22 protein-coding genes are annotated in these 17,199 nt (G+C 44.9%); 13 read left to right on the top strand and 9 right to left on the bottom strand.

Translation table 11 applies throughout. The features are described 5' to 3' along the window. Complete coding sequence (locus tag M2125_RS02235) at positions 1-627, top strand: FMN-binding negative transcriptional regulator (protein ID WP_076023029.1); 627 nt, start codon at positions 1-3, stop codon at positions 625-627. 1 nt (position 628) lies between these two features. On the opposite strand, the gene modA is transcribed toward M2125_RS02235, so the two are convergent. Then, the gene (gene modA, locus M2125_RS02230; protein ID WP_198929263.1) at positions 629-1,384 is read right to left on the bottom strand and encodes a molybdate ABC transporter substrate-binding protein; all 756 of its coding nucleotides are present in this window, start codon (positions 1,382-1,384) and stop codon (positions 629-631) included. Positions 1,385-1,451: 67 nt separating this feature from the next. Next, positions 1,452-3,089, bottom strand: a complete 1,638-nt coding sequence (locus M2125_RS02225) for an OFA family MFS transporter (RefSeq protein ID WP_280742418.1) — start codon at positions 3,087-3,089, stop codon at positions 1,452-1,454. Between the two features lie 187 nt (positions 3,090-3,276). Here M2125_RS02225 and M2125_RS02220 point away from each other — a divergent pair, with 187 nt between their 5' ends. Continuing rightward, a complete protein-coding gene (locus tag M2125_RS02220) occupies positions 3,277-4,089 on the top strand; it encodes an ABC transporter substrate-binding protein (protein ID WP_076023026.1) in 813 nt (270 codons plus the stop codon). Positions 4,090-4,197: 108 nt separating this feature from the next. Here the strand turns inward: M2125_RS02220 and M2125_RS02215 are convergent, their stop codons facing one another. Continuing rightward, positions 4,198-4,782 carry a hypothetical protein gene (locus tag M2125_RS02215; RefSeq protein WP_280742417.1) on the bottom strand — a complete coding sequence of 195 codons (585 nt, stop codon included), beginning with the start codon at positions 4,780-4,782 and terminating at the stop codon, positions 4,198-4,200. 196 nt (positions 4,783-4,978) lie between these two features. On the opposite strand from M2125_RS02215, the gene M2125_RS02210 reads away from it, so the two are divergent. From M2125_RS02210 to M2125_RS02195, 4 genes are all read left to right on the top strand, one after another. Beyond that, entirely contained in the window at positions 4,979-5,395 is a 417-nt protein-coding gene (locus tag M2125_RS02210; RefSeq protein WP_280742416.1) for a GNAT family N-acetyltransferase, read from the top strand. Between the two features lie 25 nt (positions 5,396-5,420). Next, the gene (locus M2125_RS02205) at positions 5,421-5,858 is read left to right on the top strand and encodes a hotdog domain-containing protein (protein WP_076023023.1); all 438 of its coding nucleotides are present in this window, start codon (positions 5,421-5,423) and stop codon (positions 5,856-5,858) included. 103 nt (positions 5,859-5,961) lie between these two features. Continuing rightward, the gene (locus tag M2125_RS02200; RefSeq protein ID WP_280742415.1) at positions 5,962-7,251 is read left to right on the top strand and encodes a DEAD/DEAH box helicase; all 1,290 of its coding nucleotides are present in this window, start codon (positions 5,962-5,964) and stop codon (positions 7,249-7,251) included. A gap of 152 nt (positions 7,252-7,403) precedes the next feature. Then, positions 7,404-7,694, top strand: a complete 291-nt coding sequence (locus M2125_RS02195) for an AIR synthase-related protein (protein ID WP_076023021.1) — start codon at positions 7,404-7,406, stop codon at positions 7,692-7,694. Positions 7,695-7,761: 67 nt separating this feature from the next. Here the strand turns inward: M2125_RS02195 and M2125_RS02190 are convergent, their stop codons facing one another. Both M2125_RS02190 and M2125_RS02185 read right to left on the bottom strand, forming a co-directional pair. Beyond that, positions 7,762-7,950, bottom strand: a complete 189-nt coding sequence (locus tag M2125_RS02190) for a hypothetical protein (RefSeq protein ID WP_011903187.1) — start codon at positions 7,948-7,950, stop codon at positions 7,762-7,764. A gap of 135 nt (positions 7,951-8,085) precedes the next feature. Beyond that, positions 8,086-9,159, bottom strand: coding sequence for a fumarylacetoacetate hydrolase family protein (locus M2125_RS02185; RefSeq protein ID WP_076023020.1), 1,074 nt, complete (start codon positions 9,157-9,159; stop codon positions 8,086-8,088). A gap of 113 nt (positions 9,160-9,272) precedes the next feature. On the opposite strand from M2125_RS02185, the gene M2125_RS02180 reads away from it, so the two are divergent. Both M2125_RS02180 and M2125_RS02175 read left to right on the top strand, forming a co-directional pair. Further along, the gene (locus M2125_RS02180; RefSeq protein WP_143742132.1) at positions 9,273-9,584 is read left to right on the top strand and encodes a hypothetical protein; all 312 of its coding nucleotides are present in this window, start codon (positions 9,273-9,275) and stop codon (positions 9,582-9,584) included. Then, a complete protein-coding gene (locus M2125_RS02175; protein ID WP_076023018.1) occupies positions 9,571-9,810 on the top strand; it encodes a TIGR02450 family Trp-rich protein in 240 nt (79 codons plus the stop codon). The genes M2125_RS02180 and M2125_RS02175 overlap by 14 nt, the downstream gene beginning before the upstream one ends. Positions 9,811-9,853: 43 nt before the next feature. On the opposite strand, the gene M2125_RS02170 is transcribed toward M2125_RS02175, so the two are convergent. Further along, the gene (locus M2125_RS02170; RefSeq protein WP_280741795.1) at positions 9,854-10,393 is read right to left on the bottom strand and encodes a hypothetical protein; all 540 of its coding nucleotides are present in this window, start codon (positions 10,391-10,393) and stop codon (positions 9,854-9,856) included. A gap of 100 nt (positions 10,394-10,493) precedes the next feature. Here M2125_RS02170 and M2125_RS02165 point away from each other — a divergent pair, with 100 nt between their 5' ends. Both M2125_RS02165 and M2125_RS02160 read left to right on the top strand, forming a co-directional pair. Next, positions 10,494-10,883 carry a group II truncated hemoglobin gene (locus tag M2125_RS02165; protein ID WP_076023016.1) on the top strand — a complete coding sequence of 130 codons (390 nt, stop codon included), beginning with the start codon at positions 10,494-10,496 and terminating at the stop codon, positions 10,881-10,883. 79 nt (positions 10,884-10,962) lie between these two features. Continuing rightward, positions 10,963-11,721: a TerC family protein gene (locus M2125_RS02160; protein WP_076023015.1), complete on the top strand. Its 759-nt coding sequence runs from the start codon at positions 10,963-10,965 to the stop codon at positions 11,719-11,721. A 14-nt stretch (positions 11,722-11,735) separates the two neighbouring features. Here M2125_RS02160 and M2125_RS02155 read toward each other — a convergent pair whose 3' ends face one another. From M2125_RS02155 to M2125_RS02145, 3 genes are read right to left on the bottom strand one after another with little or no spacing between them, the layout of a single operon-like run. Then, positions 11,736-12,953 carry a BaiN/RdsA family NAD(P)/FAD-dependent oxidoreductase gene (locus M2125_RS02155; RefSeq protein ID WP_280742414.1) on the bottom strand — a complete coding sequence of 406 codons (1,218 nt, stop codon included), beginning with the start codon at positions 12,951-12,953 and terminating at the stop codon, positions 11,736-11,738. Positions 12,954-12,956: 3 nt separating this feature from the next. Then, positions 12,957-13,469, bottom strand: coding sequence for a hypothetical protein (locus M2125_RS02150; protein ID WP_076023013.1), 513 nt, complete (start codon positions 13,467-13,469; stop codon positions 12,957-12,959). A 45-nt stretch (positions 13,470-13,514) separates the two neighbouring features. Continuing rightward, entirely contained in the window at positions 13,515-14,372 is an 858-nt protein-coding gene (locus M2125_RS02145) for an LOG family protein (RefSeq protein WP_076023012.1), read from the bottom strand. Between the two features lie 216 nt (positions 14,373-14,588). Here M2125_RS02145 and M2125_RS02140 point away from each other — a divergent pair, with 216 nt between their 5' ends. The 3 genes from M2125_RS02140 to M2125_RS02130 are packed head-to-tail and all read left to right on the top strand — an operon-like array spanning position 14,589 to position 17,193. Then, positions 14,589-15,326: an ABC transporter substrate-binding protein gene (locus M2125_RS02140; protein ID WP_076023011.1), complete on the top strand. Its 738-nt coding sequence runs from the start codon at positions 14,589-14,591 to the stop codon at positions 15,324-15,326. Beyond that, complete coding sequence (locus M2125_RS02135) at positions 15,323-16,204, top strand: NAD(P)H-hydrate dehydratase (protein WP_280742413.1); 882 nt, start codon at positions 15,323-15,325, stop codon at positions 16,202-16,204. The genes M2125_RS02140 and M2125_RS02135 overlap by 4 nt, the downstream gene beginning before the upstream one ends. A gap of 5 nt (positions 16,205-16,209) precedes the next feature. Beyond that, the gene (locus M2125_RS02130; RefSeq protein WP_076023009.1) at positions 16,210-17,193 is read left to right on the top strand and encodes a DMT family transporter; all 984 of its coding nucleotides are present in this window, start codon (positions 16,210-16,212) and stop codon (positions 17,191-17,193) included. Positions 17,194-17,199: the final 6 nt, after the last annotated feature.

Genomic DNA, 17,199 nt, shown 5'->3' with positions numbered 1-17,199 from the left:
ATGTACCTACCAAAACTTTTTCAAATTGAAGATGCCGCGCTACTGGGGGCATTTATCCGTAAATATCCATTTGCAACCGTGGTTGGTATTTTGAATGGTCAAAGTGAAATTAATCACCTCCCCTTAATGCTCAGCGAGGATGGAACACGTTTGCATGGGCATATAGCCAAAACAAATCCAATTGCCCAAATTGCATCGCAAGGTCAACCTGAATTAACCGCCATCTTTCATGGTCCACACGGCTACATCACGCCCTCTTGGTACCCCTCTAAAAAAGAGACTGGCAAGGTAGTACCGACATGGAACTATGCAGTGGCCCATGCTCACGGTCAATTGAAGTTAATAAACGATTCTGCCTGGTTACTTGATCACGTTTCTACATTAACCAATCTACATGAACCTACCTATCAATCAAGCTGGAAAGTAAGTGATGCCCCTGAAGAATATATTCAGATGATGCTCAATTCAATTGTGGGCATTGAAATTAACGTTACAAGACTTACCGGCAAGTTCAAACTCAGTCAGAACAGACCTGCAGAAGACTATGCAGGCGTCGTAGCCCATCTAGAGCAATCACCCGATCAAATACTGCAGGAGATGCTCAGCTACATGAGTAATCAAAAATAATCTAGGGCGCTAGATATCCGTGCTTAATTAAGATATTTTTTGCAGCTGCACTTTGCATGTAATCATAAAGTTCAAGTGCTGGTGCTGGCGGGTTTTTTAGCAGAACCATACGCTGTTTAATTGGTTGATACATGTCTGGCGGCAAGGCAATGAATTGAATCGTTTGTGCCAACTCAGGCGCCTGCGCTAATGAAAGCGCCGTAAAGCCCGCACTTGCAACCCCAGTACTGACATAGACTGTGGGAATAGAAATATTCTCCCCAAAAACCAATTTATCCTTGACGCCATCCCAAAGCTTGGCAGCCTTTAGGTACTGAACTGCTGCTTTGCCGTAAGGCGCTAAATCTGGATTAGCAATCGCCACTTTGTTTGCCTTTGCCAATACAAACTCAAAGGTGACACCTTTTTCTAAGTGAGTACCGCTTACTCTGCTCACAATTAATGCCAACTGGCCTATTGCATAGACCACACCACCATCCCGAGTAAGACCCTCTTGCGATAAGCGCTGGGGAAAGGATTCATCAGCAGCAATGAATAAAGAAAATGGTGCGCCCTGGCGTATTTGAGCGCTCAGGTTTCCAGAAGATCCATAAACAATACGCATCTTATTCGGATGCGCCTGCGAAAAATCAGCATACATCTCTTCAAATGCTGGCTTCATATTGCTAGCAACCGCAATAGTTATATTTTGCGCAAATGTCATTTGACTAAATGCCAAAGCAATGAGCATCAGGAGTAATTTAAACAATGGCATCATTTGTTGTTGGGGCAATAAAAAAGTCGGCCCATGGATAGGAGCCGACTTCAAGTAAACCACAAATCAATTACGCAAATAATTTCAAGGCACTTAGGAATGTTTTATAAATACCCCAAGCTAATGGGACACCAACAAAAGCCCATGCCAATATCACTGTAAAAGTGGATGTGTGCTCATGGCCGGCTTGACCCCCCACCAATGCGCCTGATGCCTTTTCATGAGCCAAACGCTTTTCTTCTGCCAACTCAGCATCAGTCATAAACCATTTATCGGCAACCGGGCGAATCAATAGGTTTGCAATCAAACCAATCACCAGCATACCAACCAAAATATACATAGTTTGGTTGTATACCTGACTCTTGGGAATACCTAAGCTCAGCTGATAGTCACGCATATAGTTGACCACCACTGGACCCAAGATGCCGGCTGTAGACCATGCCGTTAACAAGCGCCCATGAATCGCACCAACGTTTTGTGTGCCGAATAGGTCGGCAAGGTAAGCAGGCACTGTCGCAAAAGCACCGCCATACATACTTAAGATGATGCAAAAAGCCCCAACAAAGAGCATCAAGCTACCTGCAGCTGCACTAGAAGGAATACTAAAATATAGCGCACCACCTAAGATGAAAAACACACTATAAGTTAGCTTGCGACCCAATTTGTCAGAGATGCTTGCCCAAAAGAAGCGGCCAACAATATTAAATAGACTCAGTAAGGCGGTAAAGCCTGCAGCAATCCCAGCGATCGCAGCAAGTTGACCTTTATCTAACTCACTAAATTTGAGCGCATTACCAATCAAGCTACCGGCGAAAATTTCTTGGAGCATTGGGGATGACATACCAATCACGCCAATACCTGCCGAGACGTTCATGGTGAGCACCAGCCAAACCAACCAAAATTGAGGGATGCCCCAGATTTTTTTAACGCTCACACTTCGGGTGGTAATCATCGCCTTAGATGCATCAGCAGCTGGTTGGCTCCAGTCCACTGGCTTCCAGTCACTAGCAGGGACACGGTAACTCATTGCACCGACGATCATATAAATAAAATATATAACGCCCATCACCACAAAGGTTTGCGCCACGCCAACTGATGTGGAGGTTGCAAAGCTTTTCATGAGCATTGCTGCTAGTGGCGAACCAATCATAGCGCCACCACCAAAGCCCATAATCGCCATACCAGTTGCCATACCGCGGCGATCCGGAAACCATTTAATCAAGGTGGACACAGGTGAGATGTAGCCAAGACCTAGACCAATGCCACCAATCACGCCTGAACCCAAAATCATCATCCAAAACTGGTGAAGGTAAATACCCCAGGCAGAAAAGATCATGCCACCACCCCAACAGCAAGCTGCAACCACTCCAGCTTTACGAGGGCCTGCACGCTCTAACCAGCCACCCCAAATTGCAGCGGAAATGCCCAAGAATACAAAGAACAGGGTGTACATCCAACCCAATGTGGATATTTGCCAATCACAAGTTGTGGTGAACAGTTGAGCAAAGAATCCAACGTCAGCAGCACATTTAATTGCCTCTGTGCCACCCTGAGATACACCCAATGCCTTGGATAGGGGAAGCCAAAATACAGAAAAGCCATAAGCCATACCAATACATAAATGAATTGCTAGTGCCGCCGGTGGTACTAGCCAGCGATTAAATCCTGGCCCCGCAATCGTTCTCTCTTTATCTAAGAATGCAAACATTCCATCTCCTTTATTGGCGTATCTTTTGACTAATTACTTTTTATATTTATATGCTCAAAGCTCATTACTGTATAAATGAAAATAGCTTATTTGTAAGTCGGGGTAATCCCCACGAAAATTGGTGCATCGCAACATGTTGAGCTAGTTTATGAGATGATGTCCATCAAATTTTTAAATGGAATCAATCATGAAAAAACTAGCACCCTTCTTTCTTGCGCTTGGCATCCTCTGGGGCAGCGCACATGCAGCGGAAGAAAAAAGCATCATTGTTTCCTCAACCACCTCCACAGAGCAATCTGGCTTATTTGGTTACCTCCTCCCTATCTTTGAAAAGAAATCTGGCATTAAGGTCAAAGTGGTTGCAGTAGGTACCGGTCAAGCATTGGATATTGGCCGCCGTGGAGACGCTGATGTTGTCTTTGTGCACGACAAACCTGCCGAAGAAATATTTGTTGCAGAAGGCTACTCCACCAAACGTAGTGAGGTCATGTACAACGATTTCATCCTCATTGGACCTAAATCAGATCCAGCCAAAATCGGAGGTGGCAAAGATATTCAAATTGCCTTCCAAAAAATTGCTACCAGCCAAGCGCCCTTCATTTCCCGAGGCGATAAGAGTGGCACCAATGCTGCGGAGTTGCGCTATTGGAAAGATGCGGGCATTGCAGTCTCATCCTCAAGTCCTTGGTATAAAGAGACTGGATCAGGCATGGGGCCCGCACTAAACTCTGCATCAGCCATGAATGCCTATATCTTGGCTGATCGAGGTACTTGGCTGAGCTTTAAAAACCGAGGCGACTTGGTTATTTTGGTTCAAGGCGATCCAAAACTCTTTAATCAATATGGCGTCATGTTGGTAAATCCAATCAAATTTCCTCAAGTCAAAAAAGTGGAGGGCCAGCTGTTTATTGATTGGCTCGTCTCTAAAGAGGGACAGGATGCCATTGCAGGCTACAAAATTGATGGTCAGCAACTCTTCTTTCCTAATGCCAAAAAATAAGCTTGCTTACGAAGATTAAATTGGCATAAATAAAAATGCCTATCAGATCAGTCTGATAGGCATTTTTTCATAACAGCCTGAGGCCGCTATTTATTGAGGTTGATGCAATTACTTCTTTGGAGGAGCCATAAAGCCGATGATGGTGTCATCTACGAACTCAACCATGACGTCGTCACCAGTCTTGAATTTTTCAAGGCCTAATACGCCTTGGTCAACCTTCACTTTTTGCTTCTCGCCACTTGGCATTGTGAATGTCACTACGCGTGTCTTGTAATCAATAGTACCAATTTTGACTGTTGCATAGATTGTGTCGGTAGTTTCTTCGAAAGGCTTCGATGTTCCTTTTCCAGAAATAACTACTGAACGCACACCAGATACGCCTGGTTTTTGATCTTTAGAAACTTTAATCAAGCCAACTGCAATCGCTTGTGCATGCTCTACAGCAAAAATATCGCCTTTTTTAATCCGATCCAAATCGTTTACTTTTTTGGATACATTCATTTGCAACATATTGCCATTAGCATCTTGCAAAACAACGATGCGCTTACTTACATCAACGGATTGAACCGTTGCGGTAATAATGGCAGCTTCAGCAGCCAAAGGAAGCATCTTGGCAGGAGCCTGAGCAAAAACAGAGGATGCAGCAAAAATACCAATTGAAGCAACTAATGCAGCAAGTAAGGATTTCTTCAAGATAACTCCTAAATAAAGAGGGGGTTGGTAAAAGCGGGATTTATATTAAATACCGTCATTTCATTGTAACCATCAAATAAGACCTTTTTGCTAGCTATTTTTACAAGCTAGGGGTTTTACTAGGTTTTAGCTTGCGCCTATTTGGTAAATTAAACCCTATTCCATTAAATTACGCCCAACTTATACAAAGAATTGCTTGAATATTTTGATTCAATCCTGGGAGCAAGCTCAAAAAGCTGCTTATCCAATCCGCGCCCTGGTTTTCATTCAAGAGCAAGGGGTGCCAGAGCATTTAGAGCTTGATGAATTTGACCCTATTGCCTGCCATGCCTTAGCCTTTGACAATAAGCAATGTGTGGGCACAGGCCGGTTGATCAAAAATGGTACTCAGGGACAAATTGGTCGAATGGCAGTGATGTCCGAGTTTCGAGGGCAAGGGATTGGAAGCGCAATCCTTACCCAATTAATAAATACTGGACGCGCTAATGGTATTGAACAATTTCATTTGCATGCTCAGGTAAGCGCGCGCTCTTTTTATCAACATCATGGTTTTATAGCAGAAGGTCTGCTTTATCAAGAGGCAGGCATCTTGCATCAAAATATGACTTTGTAACTCAATCACACATATTAAGAAAAAGATGACTACTGCTGCCGATGCTCCTTTTTTGTTTCGTGTTTGCTACTCTGATACGGATGCTGCTGGTGTTGTTTACCATGCCCGCTATCTGGAGATGTTTGAACGCAGTCGAGCAGAGTGGCTTTATCAGCGCAATCTAAGCCCTTCCCTATTAGTGAGAGATTACAACCTGTTGTTGCCCGTGCGCGAACTCACCATGAGCTTTCATAAACCAGGGCGCCTAGATGATGTATTGGCCATTGATCAGCTCATCGAACACCGTAGTAGAACCCAAATTAAAGTACGTCAAACCGCCAAACGCACTCACCCAGAGGATCCAAACATAGAGCCAGAGCTCATTGCGACTGTTGTCATCCATATTGTGGGGGTCGATGCCACTACCTTGAAGCCCAAAGCATTGCCGGATTGGCTCTTTCCTCTAGAGCCCACAGGCCAATGACTTAAAATAGAGACTCTTACTGCAAACACACTAGTGCGGCAGCTCACCCCATTGGCCGGGATAGTCGTTTAATTGAATACGGGCCAATTTTTCATTGGCTCATATGTTATTCACAGATTTAGGTTTATCTCCGTCCATTCTCCGTGCAATAGAGGAAGAGGGCTACACTAGTCCCACCCCTATCCAGGAAAAATCTATTCCGGCAGTACTCAAAGGGGGCGACCTTTTGGCTGCCGCACAAACCGGCACTGGTAAAACTGCAGGCTTTACCCTCCCCGTTCTGCAACGCCTTACAAGCAATACAAAAGCGAGTTCTGGCAAGCGCCAGCTGCGTGTACTCATTCTGACGCCTACTCGTGAATTAGCGGCACAAGTTCAAGAATCGGTTGTGACCTACGGAAAATACACTGGTCTGAAGTCGACAGTCATCTTTGGTGGCGTTGGTGCCAATCCACAAATCAAAGCCATTGCTGCTGGCTTAGATATTTTGGTCGCCACTCCCGGACGCTTACTAGATCTGATGTCGCAAAAATGTGTATCCCTTGATGCCATTGAAATTCTTGTTCTGGATGAAGCCGATCGCATGCTCGATATGGGCTTCTTACGTGACATCAAAAAGATTTTGGCGGCACTGCCTAAGCAACGCCAGAATCTTTTATTCTCCGCCACCTTTTCTACTGAGATTAAAGCATTAGCCGATGGTTTACTCAATTCACCCGCTTTAATTGAGGTGGCGAGAAGCAATAGCACCAATGAGGCAATTGCTCAATTAATTCATCCGGTCGATAGAGGCCAAAAGCATCCTTTGTTAGCACACCTCATTCAAACCAAGCAATGGAAACAAGTATTGGTCTTTACCCGCACTAAACATGGTGCCAATAAATTAGTTACCCAACTAGAAAAAGATGGCATTACCAGCATGGCAATTCATGGTAATAAAAGCCAAAGCGCTCGCACCAAAGCCTTAGCTGAATTTAAAGATGGCAAGATCACCGTTTTAGTTGCTACTGATATTGCTGCCCGAGGGATTGATATCGATCAACTCCCCCATGTTGTGAATTACGATCTACCCAACGTGTCTGAAGATTATGTTCACCGTATCGGCAGAACGGGTAGAGCTGGCTCAAACGGAGTAGCAGTCTCGCTCGTGTGCGTTGATGAACACCAAATGCTCAGAGATATTGAAAAGCTGATTAAGCAAAAGCTACCGCAAGAGATCATTGCTGGATTTGAGCCTGATCCAAATGCCGTTGCGCAACCCATTCAATTGCGTAGTCAGCAACATCAGCAATCTCGTAAAACTAGACCGGCCAGTGGTAGCGCCCCCAAATCCAGTCAGGGAAAGGCGCCCACTCATCGCTCTAACCCGCCCAAGAAAAGCTTTAGTCGGTAATAAGTCGCCCGTTTAAAATGGCTTAATACCTTCATAACGCTCACCACCACCAAACTCAACACTGCTGGACTAGACTTAGCCAATTTACCTGGAGTGCATGCCTAAAGCTTGCAAGAGGCTCTCAATGCTCAGCTCAGATCTCATGGCAAGCAGTGCCTCTACTTTCAGATGTGCAGGCATTTGCTGATCTAGGGGTTATCACCGGTGCATCTGGACGCAATTGGTTAAGTTATGGCAACGATGTAAAACTTCCAGCAGGTTTTACGCAAGCTCAACAGGCTTTATTGAGCGACCCTCAAACTAGTGGTGGCCTATTAGTTTCATGCAACCCCGCTAGTGTTGATGCTGTTTTAGAAATCTTTAAAAAGCACCAATTCATGAATGCAAGTGTTATTGGCCATATAACCGCCCAAGCAGCTCACTTGCTCACCATCTCAAATTAAAGATGTACAAGAAAAAAGCCTGGTTCTTTTTAAAAACCAGGCTTTTGTTTTTATTGGATCGCAAGAATTATTTCTTGGCTTCCATCGCCTCTTTAGTAGCAGTGATTTCTTTACGACGCTCTTTGCATGCACCAGCAATTTCTTGCAAGGCTTTACGTGCACGAGCAGCAGAAGCTTTAATGCCCTTCTCAATGAACTTCTCATTTTCCGCTTTGTATGCCTCAAAAGCAGCTAGCAATGTATCGTGTTGTGACATCTTGTCTCCTATGAATGGATTTAATTTATTTGCTTAAGCGCGCAGCTCGGAGCCAGTATATATCCATAAAAACTAGAAGGGTTCACCCTCTAAATCAGGGAAAACTCTTAGAAATACCCCTTTAAGGGGGTATTTTTAGAGATCTTTAGTAAAAGCGCTCGGGGCAATCGTATTGCGAATAATCCCAACCCCAGTAATTTGAGTCTCCATGACATCGCCTGGTTTTAAAAACTCTGGAGGTGTACGGCCATTACCAACGCCAGAGGGAGTACCAGTAGCAATGATGTCGCCTGGCAATAAGGTTAAGCCACGTGAGAGCTCGGCAATAATGGTCGGGATCTTAAAATACATTTGCTTGTAGCTGGCATTTTGTTTTTCAACGCCATTGACGCGGCAGATCACACGCACATCATCCAAGTTCACGCCACCTGCAGTAACCACCCAAGGACCCATTGGTCCATGGCCATCCAAGCTCTTGCCTTTGAACCACTGACCTGAGTGACGCTTTTGCTGAATATCACGCGCAGTAGTGTCATTGAAGGCAGAGTAGCCAAAAACATAATTCATGGCATTTTCTTCGGAGATATTAGTGCCCTTCTTGCCAATGACAACGGCAAGCTCAGCCTCCCAGTCAATCATGGTTGAATTGCTAGCGTCGTATGGAATGGTATCAAAGGGGCCATTCATGGTTTGAGTGCCCTTACTAAAAAATACTGGGACCTTTGGATATTCAGTAACGCCTTTATCAGCGCGATGCAGCTTACCCTCTTCAAAGTGGTCAAGGTAATTCCAGCCAACGCAATAGATGTTGCTCTGCGGTTTTGGAATGGGTGATAACAAAATTACCTGATTTACATTTTGTAAATTTGCACCACGGTTCTTGAAGATAGCTGCCAACTCAAGTAAGCCTGAGTTACCAGATCCAGCCAAGGAAATCATCGATGTGGGGTCAAATGACAATGTCAATTTCTGACGGGCAGCCTCAGCGGGAATATCCACTACCAAACCATCATTTGTCACTAAGCCGAGCCTGGAGGATGCACCCATTTTCGGCAAGTAATTCGCAACCCGAAAACCCGCCTTGCCAGTCAAAGGCTCCACAATAATTGGTTGGCGCTCTTGACCAGCCATTGCCGCCTGCGATAAAAACATACCTCCTAAAGCGGCGGTTGAACCCATTTTCAGCACATCCCTGCGATTTGTATCCACAACATCTCCTTTTATTTTTAGATTCGCCTATTACTGGCAAGTATTTGTAAGTCAAATCTTAATACAAACGCATCAGTTGGCAGAAAAAGCGGATTGCCGATATGCTTGTAGACATGAGATCAACTTCCTCCTGTTATGGATTCATTGCACTAGCATGCTCTTCCATCTTGATGGTGGGCTGCGAGCGGGATAGCTATACAAGCTGGTCCTGCAAAAGTCCGGAAGGCATCAAAACTGCCATGGTGCTCAAAAAGGCGCAAATGCTGCTCCAAGAAAAGAATTTTAGTTACTGCGGCAGCTTGGGTGAAAAAAGCTATTTTGATGAGAGCTGCCCCACAGACATCCAAAATAGCTCCATCCTCTTTGTCCCAGTAAGCGGAGCCCTTCAAATGAACCATCAAGAATATCGCTGTGACGCACTCTAAACAAAAGAACCCCATCAGTCCAAAAAAATTATTGCTAACCAAGTGGACCGCCGTTCAGCCGCTGAAAAAAGAGAAGCATTTTTTGGTATCAAAAGTCATTCTGCCCGAACCCCCTTCGGAAAAGATTGAATACATTGAACTAGAGGCTGTTTACAGCAAGAATATTTTTCAGATTGCCTGGCGAGAATTAAGCGATCCTAGCCTGTGGATACAAGGCTGGAAATAAAAAGCCGCCCATCAAGGCGGCTGGTTTATTGCAAAGGCACTGTCTATTGCTTGGTTGCAGGTGTTTTTTTGGCTGCAGTAGCTTTGCTTGTATGCGCTTCTAAATTCTTTTCAGCGGCATCGGCAACTTGATTGACTATCTTGCGACCTTCTTTAAACATCTTTTGTCCGGTAGTGGACATTTCATGAACCACCTTCGAAAGTTTATCGGCATGAGCAGGCAGCTTGCTTTCGGCATCTTCAAGCCAACCAACTAGCGAGCTACGTACTTTTTCAAGATGCCTCTCCGTTTCGTCTGCAGCGCTTTCGCCTAAATCTTTTAGTAGTGACTTCACTTTTTTATGGTACACAGCAGCGCGCTTGCTAGCTTGCTTACCAGCCTCCTCTTGCAAATCTTTTAACTTAGCAAGATCGTTTTTTGCGGCTGACTTAGCACTATCGAGTGCATTTTTCATGCCCCACTCAATCTCCGCCATATGGTGATCACTTAGTTCTTTAGCGCTTTCTAATAATTTATGCGAGTAGGCAAAAAGCTCTTTTGCTTTTTCACGTTGCCATGCTTGAAAATCATTCTTATCCATCATCTCTTCCTTATTTGGGTTGATATTGGGTAACGCATAGATCACTCTATACCGAAATCATGCACTTGCCAATTGTCAATTCAATGACTATTAGAATGTAGCCATGAGTGAGAGAAAAAGCCCTTATGAAGCTATTGGCGGTATCGACAAGGTTGATGAACTCGTGGATCGCTTCTATGATTTAATGGCCTTGGAGTCCGGCCTAGTAGAATTGAGGGCCATGCATCCACCCGATTTATCAGATTCACGTGAAAAACTGAAATTTTTCCTCACCGGCTGGATGGGCGGTCCTGATGTCTACTCCCCCAAATATGGCCACCCTATGCTCAGAGCAAGGCACCTACCTTTCAAGATTGGCATAAAAGAGCGCAATCAGTGGCTAGTGTGCATGTACAAAGCCATGGAAGATTGTGGTATTACAGGGGAAGTGGCCACACAACTGGAGGAAGCCTTTCTCAAGACGGCTGACTGGATGCGTAATCAACCTAATTAAAGTGTGGGGATTCTTTGATTGGGCTTAAAAGCAGCTTTACTAGGTATAGTGATATTTATATTTTTCATTCAGAATAACCATGCTTGAATCTACGCTAATGCTATTAGGCGATCCAAATACGTGGATTGCCTTTCTAACACTTTCTGCCTTAGAAGTCGTTTTAGGCGTTGATAACATTATTTTTATCAGCGTCATTGCCAACCGACTCCCCACCGAGATTCGAGAAAATGTTCGACGCATTGGCTTACTACTCGCACTTGCTACACGTATTCTCCTGTTGATTAGCCTCTCCTGGGTAATGGGTCTCACTCACCCCTTGCTCGTCATCGGGGAGCATGCCATCAGCGGTAGAGATCTGATTTTGCTACTCGGTGGCTTCTTCTTGATTTGGAAAGCCTCTAAAGAAATCTATCTAGAAGTTGAGGAAGGCGAAGACCTGGCAAAACCCAGTGATACGCTAATCAAGCAAGCCAAATCACTGCAGAGACTTTTTTTGACATCCGTAATACAGATCGGCTTGCTTGATATTATTTTCTCGCTAGACAGCGTGATTACAGCCGTGGGGATGGTTGATCATATTGGCATTATGATTGCTGCAGTCATGGCTTCCGTCCTCGTCATGCTCTTAGCAGCAAAATCGCTTGGAGATTTTGTGCATCGCCATCCCTCTATCAAAGTACTAGCGCTTTCATTTCTGACGGTGGTGGGTGTTGTGTTAACTGCAGAAGGCATGGGGATACATATCCCAAAAGGCTACATATATGTTGCCATGGCTTTCTCACTCTTCGTTGAGCTACTGAATATTCGTGCGCGCGAGAAGAAGAAGCAAAAACACTAATTATCAAATTACTTTTAGAGAGCCTGAGCACAGGCATGACCACTAGCCCATGCCCATTGGAAGTTATGCCCGCCAAGATGACCGGTGACATCAACGCACTCTCCAATAAAAAATAAGCCCGGATGTTTTTTGGACATCATAGATTGGCCATCAAGCTCTTTGGTATCAACGCCCCCTAGCATGACTTCAGCCTTTTTCCAACCCAAGGTTCCCGCAGGCTTTACTGACCAATTGGTAATTAATTCTTTTAAGGCTTGACGATCTTTTTTGGATACCTCGGCCCACTTACGTCCGAGTAGATTTTTCTGCTGCGCGAAAGAACGTGCCAGACGTTGTGGCAATACCGATGCCAGAATGGTCTCGGTTAATTTCAGGCGATTGTCCTTATTGTTAAATAGCTCATCACAATTAAAATGACTCCCGACTTCTACAGCCCCTAACCAATCAATGTGAACTGCTTCGCCTTCAATCCAGTAACTACTGGCCTGCAAGACTGCTGGACCTGATAGACCTTTGTGTGTCAGCAATACATCTTCGTTAAAGCGACAGGCGCCATAACGAGCGCCCTTGGAGCCAGAGCTAATGCGGATTGGCAAACTCAGGCCGGCCAGCTCATTGAGGTTTGCAAAGGCATCAGCTGTAAATGACAACGGCACCAATGCTGGGCGTGGATCAACTACCTTTAATTCAAACTGCTTAGCAATATCTAATGCATAAGCGGTAGCACCAATTGCTGGCACGGGCAAGCCACCCGTAGCCATTACTACCGACTTGGATTTTTCAATACCCGCACTAGTGCTTACTGACCATCCGCCAGTTTCTTGCTTGATTTCTTGTACGGTGACAGGATGCTTGACAATAACCCCACCCTTCTTGCATTCAGAAAGGAGCATTTGAATAATCTGATGGGCAGACTCATCGCAAAAGAGTTGTCCTTGATGCTTCTCGTGATAATCAATCCGATAGGACTGCACTAGCTTAATGAATTCTTTAGCTGGATAGCGCGCTAAGGCGCTTTTTACAAAATTAGGATTGAGTGAAAGAAAGTTGGCGGGACTGCTGTGCAGATTGGTGAAATTACAGCGTCCACCACCACTAATCCGAATTTTTTCACATAAGACATCTGCGTGATCTAGCACCAAGACCTTCTTGCCGAGCTGTCCAGCAATTCCGGCGCAGAATAAACCGGCTGCACCACCACCAATGATGATGGCGTCCCAATATTTACTCATGAGTTACTTAAACCGTTCTATGACATCAGCAGGCAAATTCAGTTTTTGCATGTGAAGACGAGTGTAGGCTTGGCGGAAATTTTTTGTCATCGAAATCATCACTGAAGCAGTCCAAGCAAAAGAAAACATACCAGAGAAGGCAATAATGATCGCCAACATTTTCCAGCCTGCTGGCAATAGATCATCCATAAAGCCCATAGCAGTATAAGTGCTTCCACTAAATAAAATACTTTGACCTAAATCTGGGAGCAACTTGAATACATAGAGTGAAGCGCCCCAAATAATGATCTCAAAAATATGGGTGAGAAATAAACACAAAACACTGATGTAAAAAATCAGGGCAACGGATGAATACGCATGTTCAGATAAATATAAGAAAGATTTAACCTCATAGCGCTTAGCGATCTGCAACAAGGAAATGCCATGAATCAACATCACCAGCATCAACATGAAAATACCCAGGAGATAACCAGGCAAATCCAAATCGGTGAGAAGTGCTGTGGTTGAATTGCTCATATAAAGATAGATGATGGGTAGTTTGTTGACTATTCTACAAGGGCATCAAGCCAAGTCATACCAATCTTTAATAACCGTCCAGGCTTCTTTAGCGGTTTCTACAAAATGCATGAGATCCACATCGGCTTGCTCTATCACTCCATGTTTAATCATTTTCTGAAAGTCAATCACGTCGCACCAAAAGTCTTTCCCCACCAGGATGATTGGGAAGCGCTCTACTTTTTTGGTTTGCATCAACGTGAGCGTTTCAAATAACTCATCAAAAGAACCAAAACCCCCAGGGAAGGCAACAATTGCGCGAGCCTTGAACATAAAGTGCATTTTACGCAGCGCAAAATAATGAAAGCGAAAGTTCAATCCGGGGGTGATGTAAGGATTCGGACTCTGCTCCCTAGGCAAACTAATATTAAAGCCGATGGTTTTATCTCCCGCCTCAAATGCACCGCGATTAGCAGCCTCCATGATGCCAGGACCACCTCCTGTCGTAATGTGCAATTTATTATGCTTATCTGCTTGAGTTGCGTTATAGCCAGCAACTAGCTTGCCCAACTCTCGAGCCGAGTCATAGTACTTAGAATGCAGCAGGGCTCTTTGCGCCTCTTCTTTTTCCTCTGTTGTTTTGGCCTCACGCTCCATCTCATAGGCCCTGTCACTACTAACAAAACGAGTAGACCCAAATACCGTAATCGTATGCTCGATATCATTCTCTCGCAGCAAGATATCGGGCTTTAGTAGTTCCAACTCAAAACGAATACCCAAAGTTTCTTTGCGAGCCAAAAAAGCTCGATCATTAAAAGCGAATTTATAGGAATCTTCGGCGCTTTCGCCCTGTAATTGATTTTTATGAAGATTAAAGTATTCCGTGATGGTTTGGGAGTTATTCTGCGGAAGTTTGGGACTCATGACCAAGCCTTTACAAACAAAAGAGTGACTCTATCTTAACCCTTGGAGCCCCTGAAATGATGCAATTGCTTGTATGCCATAAAGATCTACAGTTAATATAAGGATTGACCTACCTTTCGGTACACAAAAATGAGATTCCTTATCGGCGCCTTGCTGTGCTGCGCTTCCCAATTCGCTTTGAGTCAAACCAACCCAATTAATACACCTATACCTCCTATGCGCTCACTTGATCAGGCCAGCATCCATTCTTTTGCACCAACCGGCACTCTGCGCGTTGGCATTAATCTAGGCAACCCCGTTTTAGCGGGAACGGATGCTCAAACAAAACTCCCCAAAGGCATCACGGTTGATATCGCCAATGAAATTGGTAAACGTACTGGCCTGCCCATTGAACTCAAGACCTTTCAAACCGCCGGCGCAACAGTTGATGCTATTAAGGAAGGAAACATCGACCTCATATTTGTTGCCATTGATCCCATACGCGGCGCAGATATTAGTTATACCCCCGCCTATATTCAAATTGAAGGTGCTTATATGGTGAAGGCAAACTCCCCCCTCATGAGCAATGAACAGGTCGATTCACCCGGGAATGAAATCGTAGTTGGTAAAGGCAGCGCCTATGACCTATATCTGAGTCGTGAGATCAAACAAGCTAGCCTTATTCGCGCTGCTAGCTCACAAGCAGTCATCGATGACTTCATGAGTGGTCAAGGAAATATCGCTGCAGGAGTCAAGCAGCAATTAGAGGTTGATGCAAAACGGTATAGCGATTTACGGATGTTGCCAGGTCGATTTATGGTAATTAATCAAGCGATTGGGATTCCGAAGGCGCGCCCAGAATTTGAAAATACAACTTCTTATTTAACGCACATCATCGATGACCTTAAATCCTCTGGATTTATTTTGGCGGCCATGCAAAGGCATAGCATTCAGGGCGCCAAGGTAGCACAATGATTCAGCTCCCACCCTTAAATACGCTTGAATTAGTCAGTCGATTAAGGCGACAAGCAACAGAGCACAAGGGAAACGCTGGCAAAGCACTACTCATTGGCGGTGCGCCCGGGATGGCTGGCGCTCTTTTGCTAGCAGCCAACGCCTGTCTTCACCTGGGTGCTGGTTGGACAATTCTCGAGATGCTTGACCCAGCATCCGCGCATGCCAACGCTGAACAAGCTGAGTTAATGATTCATATAGCCAGCAAAGATGCGGGGCAATTGATTGCAAACACTCAGCCAGATTTAATTGCGATTGGCCCAGGGCTAGGATCTTCTGAGCTTGCAAAAGATTACTTGAGGGCGTGTCTGCTCTACCCAAGAATACCGCTTGTTATTGATGCAGATGCACTGAATTTAATTGCCCAAGATAAGAATCTTCTTGAGCTACTCCAAGCGCGCAATCGAACCTTCCACAACAGCTCTGTTATCACCCCCCACCCTGGTGAAGCTGCGCGGATTTTGCAACTTTCAACTCAAGCTATTCAGGCTGATCGTATCCATGCTATAAACGAATTAATTAAACTCACCAATTCCATCGTTGTGCTAAAGGGTCATCATACCTTGGTTGGCTCAAGCAATCATCCGCCATTAGTCTGTCAGCAAGGGAATCCCGGGATGGGTACCGGCGGAATGGGCGATGTGCTAACTGGCGCGATCGCAGCGATAGCTGCACAAGGCATTGAGCATCACCTTGACCTATGGGAGGCAACGGGTATTGCCGTTCAGCTTCACGCTAGCGCGGCTGACTCCCTAGTCGCAAGACATATTGGACCCATTGGTCTAACCCCTACCGAAGTCATCCTAGAGATGAGAAATTTATTAAATAGACTGATATAAATCGCATGCAATCTCCTAGTCTAGCAATCCATCACCGTCGCTATCTGCTTGGCATTTTGATGGCCGGAATGGGATCCATTCTATTTTCTGGCAAAGCCATTCTGGTCAAGCTCGCTTTTGGCTATGGCACTGATGCAGCCACACTTCTAGCATTGCGAATGCTCATGGCCTTGCCGATGTTTTGGGCAATTTACTGGTGGCAAGCACGCAAACAAGTAATGAACCCTTTATCTCGCATGGACTTGGGTAAAATTGTTGTCTTAGGCTTTTTAGGCTACTTCCTTTCAAGCTATCTGGATTTTTTGGGGCTGCAATATATTTCAGTTGGCCTAGAGAGAATTGTCCTTTACTTAACACCCACCGTTGTATTGCTGATCTCTTATTTTGTTTTGTCCAAACAAATTACCAAACTGCAATGGTATGCATTAGTTCTAGGATATTTAGGCGTCATGGTTGTTTTTATTCAAGATGCTAGCTCAACTGGTGCCAATGCCTGGTTGGGCATGTTTCTTGTATTTGGAGCAGCCTGTGCCTATGCTGCATACCTGATTGGCTCTGGGGAGATGGTGAAGCGCGTAGGAAGTGTTCGTCTAGTCGTACTCGCCAGCAGTGCGTCTGCAATATTAAGCACGGTACAAATTTTGATTCAAAATCCCCATTCAGTTTTTGAACAAAGCCCGCCTATTTATGGACTAAGTCTTTTAAACGCCAGCTTTTGCACCGTCATCCCCATGTTGATGATTATGGTTGCAATTAACCGTATCGGCTCTCCGCTAGTTTCTCAAGCGAGCATCTTAGGTCCCGTATCAACGATCTTTATGGGTTACGCTTTTCTCAATGAGCCCGTCACGATGATGCAAATTGCAGGCATGGGATTGGTAATCGGTGCCATGTGGTTATTAGTTCGTAATGATGCGCCGATAAAAAAACCATCGGACTTGGAAAAATCCGATGGCCTTATTCGTACTGAAAGCCCTACTGAAATATAGGAATGA

The sequence above is a fragment of the Polynucleobacter sphagniphilus genome (assembly GCF_029892205.1).
GTDB classification, from domain to species: Bacteria; Pseudomonadota; Gammaproteobacteria; order Burkholderiales; family Burkholderiaceae; genus Polynucleobacter; species Polynucleobacter sphagniphilus.
The sequence above is the reverse complement of the archived record's forward strand: the minus strand, read 5'-3'. Positions and strand labels throughout refer to the sequence as shown.